Annotated in this window: 9 protein-coding genes; 5 read left to right on the forward strand and 4 right to left on the reverse strand. The window is 64.6% G+C overall.

Going from position 1 to position 8,444, the window contains the following annotated elements; translation table 11 throughout:
* Window positions 1-107: 107 nt before the first annotated feature.
* Entirely contained in the window at window positions 108-401 is a 294-nt protein-coding gene (locus FJ980_RS28230; protein WP_140546938.1) for a 4a-hydroxytetrahydrobiopterin dehydratase, read from the reverse strand.
* 272 nt (window positions 402-673) lie between these two features.
* Between FJ980_RS28230 and FJ980_RS28240 the strand changes: the two genes are divergently transcribed.
* Window positions 674-1,069 (forward strand): low molecular weight protein-tyrosine-phosphatase, encoded by a 396-nt coding sequence (locus FJ980_RS28240; protein WP_140546939.1) that lies wholly within the window; start codon window positions 674-676, stop codon window positions 1,067-1,069.
* On the opposite strand, the gene thpR is transcribed toward FJ980_RS28240, so the two are convergent.
* A complete protein-coding gene (gene thpR / locus FJ980_RS28245) occupies window positions 976-1,569 on the reverse strand; it encodes an RNA 2',3'-cyclic phosphodiesterase (RefSeq protein ID WP_140546940.1) in 594 nt (197 codons plus the stop codon). The genes FJ980_RS28240 and thpR overlap by 94 nt on opposite strands.
* A 118-nt stretch (window positions 1,570-1,687) precedes the next feature.
* The gene (locus FJ980_RS28250) at window positions 1,688-2,332 is read right to left on the reverse strand and encodes an arylesterase (RefSeq protein ID WP_140546941.1); all 645 of its coding nucleotides are present in this window, start codon (window positions 2,330-2,332) and stop codon (window positions 1,688-1,690) included.
* A gap of 82 nt (window positions 2,333-2,414) precedes the next feature.
* Here FJ980_RS28250 and FJ980_RS28255 point away from each other — a divergent pair, with 82 nt between their 5' ends.
* From FJ980_RS28255 to FJ980_RS28270, 4 genes are all read left to right on the forward strand, one after another.
* Entirely contained in the window at window positions 2,415-3,110 is a 696-nt protein-coding gene (locus FJ980_RS28255) for an ABC transporter ATP-binding protein (protein ID WP_140546942.1), read from the forward strand.
* A 4-nt stretch (window positions 3,111-3,114) separates the two neighbouring features.
* Entirely contained in the window at window positions 3,115-5,670 is a 2,556-nt protein-coding gene (locus FJ980_RS28260) for an ABC transporter permease (protein WP_140546943.1), read from the forward strand.
* 246 nt (window positions 5,671-5,916) lie between these two features.
* Entirely contained in the window at window positions 5,917-6,657 is a 741-nt protein-coding gene (locus tag FJ980_RS28265) for a Bax inhibitor-1/YccA family protein (RefSeq protein WP_140546944.1), read from the forward strand.
* Between the two features lie 117 nt (window positions 6,658-6,774).
* Window positions 6,775-7,347, forward strand: coding sequence for a GNAT family N-acetyltransferase (locus tag FJ980_RS28270; protein ID WP_140546945.1), 573 nt, complete (start codon window positions 6,775-6,777; stop codon window positions 7,345-7,347).
* A gap of 134 nt (window positions 7,348-7,481) precedes the next feature.
* On the opposite strand, the gene FJ980_RS28275 is transcribed toward FJ980_RS28270, so the two are convergent.
* Complete coding sequence (locus FJ980_RS28275) at window positions 7,482-7,868, reverse strand: DUF2794 domain-containing protein (RefSeq protein WP_140546946.1); 387 nt, start codon at window positions 7,866-7,868, stop codon at window positions 7,482-7,484.
* Window positions 7,869-8,444: the final 576 nt, after the last annotated feature.

Genomic DNA, 8,444 nt, shown 5'->3' on the forward strand with positions numbered 1-8,444 from the left:
GAATTCCGCACCGTGAGCGGCGCTCATATGTCACGGAAAGGATTCTATGGTCTGCGCGCGTCGCTTCGCTCCTTGCTGCGCCCTGGAATGACGAAGTCCGCTCGCCCTCAGCCGAAATAGACGTTCATCCGCTTGGCGAGCTCGACATCCAGCGCTGTGACGCCGCCAGCGTCATGCGTGTTCAGCGTCACGTCGACGGTCTTGTAGACATTCGACCAGTCCGGGTGATGGTCCATCTTCTCGGCCGCCAGCGCCACGCGCGTCATGAAGGCAAAGGCCTCGGAGAAATTCTTGAAGACGAAGCTGCGCTTGATGGAGGCGCCGTCGGCGGCGAGCGACCAGCCGTCAAGTTCCGCAAGCGCGGCGACGATCGCTTCCTTGTTGAGTTTTTCCCTGTTCATGTCCGGTCCCTGTGCTATTCGCAGATGATCCAACCATAGCGCCGGATCGATGAGCGCAAAGCCCATAAAATCCATTCTGTTCGTCTGCCTTGGCAATATCTGCCGCTCGCCATTAGAGCGCCGCGCGTCCTCCGGACGCGCAAAAGGACGCTCTAACACTTTGAATCGGCGCATCGTGCTTTTCCGAAAATCGATTCCGATTTTCGCGCCGATGCGCTGGCCGAGGGCGTGTTCCGCGCCGTCCTGACCGAGCAAGGCAAGACCAGGGTCTGGTGATCGATTCGGCCGGGACGGGCGGCTGGCATGCCGGCCAGGAGCCGGACCGGCGCTCGATCGCGGTGGCGGCAAGGCACGGCGTCGACATTTCAGGGCAGCGGGCGCGCAAGGTGCTGCAGGAGGATTTTTCGCGTTTCGACCTGATCCTCGGCATGGACCGGGCGAATGTGCGCGACCTCAAGACGCTGGCCCCGCAGGCCGCGCGCTACCGCACCCATCTTTATCTGGATTCTGCCGCGGGAAAGGCCGTGGACGTTCCCGATCCCTATTGCGATGGCGCCGAGGCCTTCGCCTCGGTCTACCGCATGATCCGCGAGGCGTCGGATGCGCTGGCGAAGCGGCTCGGGGCCAGCGCTTCGCCGACCAGCGGCCAGGCTTCCTCGACGATGTAGGGGCCGCCGCCGACCGAATCGCGCGACGACATCAGGACGAAGCGGCCGACGCGGAAGGGCAATGCCGCGAAATTGCCGCGCGCCGAAAGATATTGCGCGACGTCGAGCGGGCTCCCATTGCGCAGACGCGCCAGCGTCACATGCGGCGAAAACTTGCGTGGGTCGGCCGGCAGGCCGAGCCGCTGGCAGATGCGGTCGATCTCGCCCTGCAGCGCCGTCAGGTCAGGCGAGGCCGACACGCCGGCCCACACCGCATGCGGCTTCTTGCCGCCGAAGGCGCCGACGCCGGCGAGCGTGAGCTGGAAAGACGGGCGGTCGACGCGGTCGAGGGCGTTGGCGATCTCGTCGGCGACATGGCCCTCGACATCGCCGATGAAGCGCAGCGTCAGGTGGTAGTTTTCGACGTCGATCCAGCGCGCTCCGGGCAGCCCGCCCCGGAGCAGGGACAAAGAGAGAGCAGCATCACGCGGAATTTCGAGGGCGGTGAAAAGACGTGGCATGTGAAGCCTCCTGTCCTCGAATCGAAACTCTCGTTCCTAGCGAATCATCGATATTGGCGCGGGGCAAGAGGTTTGTTGTCCACAAAGTTTCCCCAGCGGAAAGCGTGGCATTACGGACTCATGATGGCCCCCCATTGTCGGCGATCGCCTTTTCGACCACGGGCAGGATGCGCTCGACCATGACGTCGACACCCCGGGGATTGGGATGCAGGCCGTCTCCCAGCTGCAGGTCGGGGTGGCCGGCGACGCCGTCGAGGAAGAACGGATAGAGCGGAACGCCGTATCTTTCGGCAAGCCTCGGATAGATGGCGTCGAAGACCTTCTGGTAGTCGGCGCCGAGATTGGGAGCGGCGCGCATGCCGGCGAGAAGCGCCGGGATGTTGCGCTGCTTCAGCTTGCCCAGCATCGCGTCGAGGTTCTTCTCGGCGATCTCGGGCGAGACGCCGCGCAGCATGTCGTTGGCGCCGAGCTCGAGGATCACCAGCCTTGTGCCGTCCGGCACCGACCAGTCGAGCCGCGCCAGCCCGCCGCTCGAGGTGTCGCCCGACACGCCGGCATTGGCGACGGCGACGTCGAGGCCCTTTGCCTTCAGGGCCGCCTGCAGCCTGTCGGTGAAACCCTGGCCGGGTCCAAGGCTGTAGCCAGCCATCAGGCTGTCGCCGAAGCCGACTATGGTGAAGGTTGCGGCGCGCGCCGGCGAGATGGCGGCGCAAAGGCCGAGGAAAAGGATGAGGGCTGCGGCAAAACGGTGTTTGAAAGCCATGCGGCGAGCCCCATATGACCGGAACAATCCAAGGGAGGAGACAGCGGCCGTCTCCTTTTTTCACATATAGGGCGCTTTCATTGTGACAGAAGCCGTCATCGCGCTGAGGGACATATCGCTGAGGCTCGGCGAGGGCGCGTCATCCGTCCATGTGCTGCAGGGCGTGAGCCTCGACGTGGCGGCCGGCGAAGCGACCGGCATTGTCGGTCCGTCGGGCTCGGGAAAGTCCACTCTGCTGATGGTCCTTGCCGGCCTGGAAAGGGTCGATTCGGGCACAGTCCGGATCGCCGGCGAGCTGATCAATGACAAAAGCGAGGATCAGATTGCCTCGTTTCGGGGGCGAAACATCGGTATCGTCTTCCAGTCCTTCCATCTCATCCCCAATATGACGGCGCTGGAAAATGTCGCCGTGCCGCTCGAGCTTGCCGGCCATTCCGATCCGTTCGGCGTGGCCGCGCGCGAGCTCGCGGCCGTCGGCCTGAGCGACCGCGTGACGCACTATCCGGGCGAGCTTTCCGGCGGCGAGCAGCAGCGCGTGGCGATTGCACGGGCGCTGGCGCCGTCGCCGCGCATTCTTATCGCCGATGAACCGACCGGCAATCTCGACCAGGTGACGGGAAAGCAGATCGCCGATCTCCTGTTCGCCAAGGCGGCGGAGCGCGGCATGACGCTGGTGCTGGTGACGCATGATCCCGCGCTGGCCGGGCGTTGCGCGCGCCAGGTGTCGATGCGTTCGGGGCGGATCGAGGATGCGCCTTTGCTCAAAGTGACGGCATAGAGGCATGGCGGCCTCCTCGCTTCGAACCCTGAAGCTCGCCATCCGCTTCTCGCTGCGCGAGATGCGCGGCGGCCTGTCCGGCTTCATGATCTTCCTCGCCTGCATCGCGCTGGGCGTCGCGGCGATCGGCGGCGTCAATTCGGTGGCGCAAGCGATCTCGGCCGGCGTCGCCAATCAGGGCCAGACGCTGCTTGGCGGCGATTTGCGCTTCCAGGTCAACCAGCGCAGCGCTTCCGATGCGGAGCTCGGCTTCATCAAGAGCCTCGGCACGGTCTCGCTCAATTCCGGCATGCGCTCGATGGCGCGGCTGGAGGACGGCTCGGACCAGGCGCTGGTCGAGGCGAAGGCCGTCGACGACGCCTATCCGCTGTTCGGCGCGCTGGAAACCGATCCGGCACTGCCGAGAGAGCAGTTGTTCGGCGAAAGATCCGGCGTGTTCGGCGCTGCCGCGCCCGACCTGTTGTTCGACCGGCTCAATCTTCGCATCGGCGACAGGTTGAAGCTCGGCGGTGCCATTTTCGAACTGCGGGCGAGGCTGGTCAACGAGCCCGATGCGGTCTCGGACGGTTTCGGCTTCGCGCCGCGGCTGATGATCTCCAGCCAGGGCCTTGCCGCATCCGGCCTGGTGCAGCCAGGCAGCTTGGTCGAGAACGCCTACAAGGTGCGGCTGCCCGACGGCACGTCCGAGGCGCGGATCAAGGATATCCAGGCTCAAGCCGCGAAGGATTTCCCGCAGGCCGGCTGGTCGATCCGCACGCGCAGCAACGCCGCACCCGCGCTCTCCGCCAACATCGAACGCTTCTCGCAATTCCTGACGCTCGTCGGGCTGACGGCGCTGGTGGTCGGCGGCGTCGGCGTGGCCAACGCCGTGCGCGCCTATCTCGACGGCAAACGCGGCGTCATCGCCACCTTCAAGAGCCTCGGCGCCGCCGGTGGCTTCGTCTTCACCGTCTATCTGGTGCAGATCCTGTTGATCGCGGGCCTCGGCATCGTGCTCGGGCTTGTCGTCGGCGCCGCGATGCCGTTCGTGGCGAGCGCGCTGCTGCAGTCGGTCATCCCCGTGCCGGCGCAAGGCGGCTTCTATCCCGGCGCGCTTGCTCTTGCCGCGCTGTTCGGCCTGCTGGTGACGCTGGCCTTCGCGCTTTTGCCGCTCGGCCGCGCCCGCGACGTGCCGGCAACCGCGCTGTTCCGCGAAATGGGCTTTGAAAGCCGCGGCCTGCCGCGCCTGCCCTATACGGGCGCTGCGCTCGCGATCGTGCTGGCGCTGGCAGCGTTGGCGATCCTTTCGGCCAACGACTACCGCATCGCCTCGATCTTCGTCGGCGCCACGGTGTTCGCCTTCCTGGTGCTGCGGCTGGTGGCGGCGCTGGTGCAATGGACCGCTAGGAAAAGTCCACGCGTGCGTTTTGTGTCGCTGCGGCTGGCGCTCGGCAACATCCACCGTCCCGGCGCGCTGACGCCCTCGGTGGTGCTGTCGCTCGGCCTCGGGCTGACGCTTCTCGTCACCCTGGCGCTGATCGACGGGAATCTCAGGCGGCAGATCTCCGGCAGCTTGCCGGAGCGGGCGCCGAACTTCTTCTTCGTCGACATCCAGAGCAGCGACGTCGATGCCTTCGCCGGCCTTGTCGGCAAGGAGTCGCCGCGGGGAACGCTGGTCAAGGTGCCGATGCTGCGCGGGCGCATCATGGCGCTCAACGGCGTCGACGTCGACAAGGTGAAGATCCCGGCCGACGGCGCCTGGGTGCTGCGCGGCGACCGCGGCCTGACCTATGACGCGAGAAAGCCGGACAACGCGACGCTGACCGAAGGAGCGTGGTGGCCGCAGGATTATTCCGGCGAGCCGCTGGTGTCGTTTTCGGCCGAGGAGGGCAACGCGATCGGGCTGAAGCTCGGCGACACCGTCACCGTCAACGTGCTCGGCCGCAACGTGACCGCAAAGATCGCCAATTTCCGCCAGGTCGAGTGGGAGACGATGGGGATCAATTTCGTCATGGTGTTCTCGCCCAACACCTTTGCAGGGGCGCCGCATGGCTGGCTGGCGACATTGACCGATAAACAAGCCACCACGGCTGACGACGCAAGGCTGCTCAACGCCGTCACCCGCGCCTTTCCCGCGGTGACGACGGTGCGCGTCAAGGACGCGCTCGACATCGTCAACCGGCTGGTCGCGCAATTGGGCACGGCGATCCGCGCCGCGGCCGGCGTGGCGCTGGTCGCCTCAGTGCTGGTGCTCTCCGGGGCACTTGCCGCCGGCAACCGGGCGCGCATCCACGACGCGGTGGTGCTGAAGACGCTCGGCGCGACGCGCAGGACGCTGATTGCGGCCTTCTCCCTGGAATATATGCTGATCGGCCTTGCGACCGCACTGTTCGCGCTTGCCGCCGGCGGCATCGCCGCCTGGTTCGTGGTCGCGCATATCATGACGCTGCCGTCGCATTTCATGCCGGAAGTGGCGGTGGCGACGATCCTGGTTTCGCTGGCGGTCACCGTCGGCATCGGCCTTGCCGGCACCTGGCGGGTGCTCGGCCACAAGGCAGCGCCGGTGCTGCGCAACCTCTGACGGAGGGGCCGAGAGCCGCCCGCCCGGTTAAATCTTTGTAAGCCCGGTTAAATTTTTGTAAGAATGCCGCCCGAAAGACCCGAAAAGCGGCCTTTTGCCATCTCACGAAGCGTTGCGCCTCGTTACCGTCTTGTTCTTGACGTCGAGAACGCTCATATTTTGCGCAGGCATGCTGGAGCCCCGCCAGCGGCGCCTGGTCTCAAAAGACCTGTCACCGGACGGGGCAGAAGCAACAGAGGATTTCCAATGGCTGATCCCATTCGCAACTACCAGACGTCCGCCGCCCCCGGCGCGCGCGTCGATATCGATCAGGGCCTGCGCGCCTACATGATCAAAGTCTACAATCTCATGGGGCTTGGCCTTTTGATCACCGGCCTTGCCGCCTGGGGCGCCTTCCAGCTCGCCATCACCGGCGACGGCCAGCTGACCGCTTTCGGCCAGCTGATCTATGCAAGCGCGTTCCGCTGGGTCGTCATCCTGGCGCCGCTCGCCGCCGTGATGTTCCTGTCGTTCCGCATCCAGTCGATGAGCGTGGGCGCGGCGCAGGCCACGTTCTGGGTCTATGCCGGCCTTGTCGGCCTGTCGCTGTCGACGATCTTCCTCGTCTACACCGGCACCAGCATTACCCAGACCTTCTTCGCCACGGCCGCGGCCTTTGGCGGTCTGTCGCTCTACGGCTACACGACCAGGCGCGACCTGTCGGCGTTCGGCTCGTTCCTGATCATGGGCGTGATCGGCCTGCTGATCGCGATGCTGATCAACATCTTCCTGCAGTCGTCGGCGCTCGCCTTCGCGATCTCGGCGATCGGCGTGCTGGTCTTCGCCGGCCTGACCGCCTACGACACGCAGAAGATCAAGGAGATGTATTTCGAGGGCGATGTCGCCGACGTCGCCGGCCGCAAGGCGATCATGGGCGCGTTGCGCCTCTATCTCGACTTCATCAACCTGTTCATGTTCCTGCTGCAGTTCATGGGCGACCGCCGCTAAGGGCGGTTACCCTGGTTTCAGTGGACCATAGATTTGCGAAGGGCGGCCCAACGGCCGCCCTTTCTTTTCGCGCAGTCCTCTGCTGTTATCGAGGCAGCAAAGAGAACTGCACAAATTATGAGCACCATTGTCATCAGACCTGCCATCGCGGCCGACCTCGACCGAATCACCGAAATCTATGCCGATGCGGTCGCGCACGGCACGGCAAGCTACGAGCTGGAGCCGCCGAGCCGCGCGGAAATGGGCAACCGATTCGACGCTCTAGCGGCGGGCGGCTTTCCTTATCTGGTGGTGGAGAAGGACGGCATCGTGCTTGGCTATGCCTATGCCGGACCGTTCCGGCCGCGCCCCGCCTACCGATTCGTCATCGAGGATTCGGTCTATCTCGCGCCGGAGGCCAAAGGGCAGGGCGTGGGCTTGCTGCTGATGCGGGCGCTGATCGAGACGGCGCGCGCGGCGGGCTTCCGCCAGATCATCGCGGTCATCGGCGACGGCCACGCGGACAGCGCCTCGGTGCGGCTGCACGAGAAGCTCGGCTTCCGCCATTCCGGGCGCCTGGAAGGATCCGGCTACAAGCACGGACGCTGGCTGGACACGGTGTTCATGCAGCTTTCGCTGAACGGCGGCGCGGAATTGCCGCCCGATCCGGATTCGCTGCCGGAGCGAAGGTTTCGGGGGATGGGGAATTGAGGAATTGGAGAACTGGAGAACTGGAGAATTGGAGAATTGGAGAATTGGAAAGGCATTCAGGGCCGATTTAGCCCTCTTCTTCCTTTTTTCCAGTTCCTCAATTCTTCAGTTCTCCAATTCCTCTTCTTTCCGGATCACGCCTCGACAACCTTAAGCTTGGCATCGAAGACACCAAGCACGCGGCCGAGTTCCTGGCCGCGCTTGAGGATGCGGCCGCCGGCGGCGATGACGGCGAAAGCGCCTTGCCGGCGCGCCAGCCTGGGGTCCTTGACGATCTGGAACAGCGGCACTTCGCTGGCCCGGCGGAAGACGGAAAAGACAGCGCGATCAGTGAGATGGTCGATCGCATAGTCGCGCCATTCATTGGCCGCCACCATGCGTCCGTAAAGCCTCAGGATCTGGTCGAGCTCGCGCCGGTCGAATCGCACCGGCTGGTCGAGGCGTGCGTTGCGCGCCTCGTGCAACGGGATCAATATTCCGGATGCTTCCCCATCCTCCGTCCCGCCGCTGTGATCGGTCATGCCTCGATCCTTCGATTGAATCATGCGCCGGCCAAGGTTCGCGCTTTCATAAGGGAATTGCAAGGGCGCGATGGAATTGCAGGCCGGCCGAACACGCGCGGGGTCGCGCGTTTTCCCAAACGTCCAGTCACGTTTGCGAAACACATGTTGGAATTGGTGATGCTCCGCCACATTCTCGCCACAAATAATCCGCGCTCATGCCCCAATGTCCGACGAATTTACGGTCGTTGCCTGAGACGGTTCGGTCCGGCACCGGCTCGTAAACCCCAAGCCCCCCGCCCACGGGTCAGCGTCGGATCGAACCAACCTCGGTTTTTCCTTGGAAAAATCAGGTGCGACGATCCCAAAACCTGAATGACCGGCGTCAGAAGCAAGCTGACGCCGGTTTTTTATTGCTCGGCAGAACTCTCCCTTCTCCCCTTGTGGGCCCCTTGTGGGAGAAGGTGGCCGCGAAGCGGCCGGATGAAGGGTGCTCCAGGGAACGCCAACGTCTCACTCTGCTGGAACACCCCTCATCCGTCTCGGCGCTGCGCGCCGATCCACCTTCTCCCACAAGGGGCTAGCGTGCGCACACAT

The sequence above is a fragment of the Mesorhizobium sp. B1-1-5 genome (assembly GCF_006443065.1).
Lineage (GTDB): Bacteria > Pseudomonadota > Alphaproteobacteria > Rhizobiales > Rhizobiaceae > Mesorhizobium.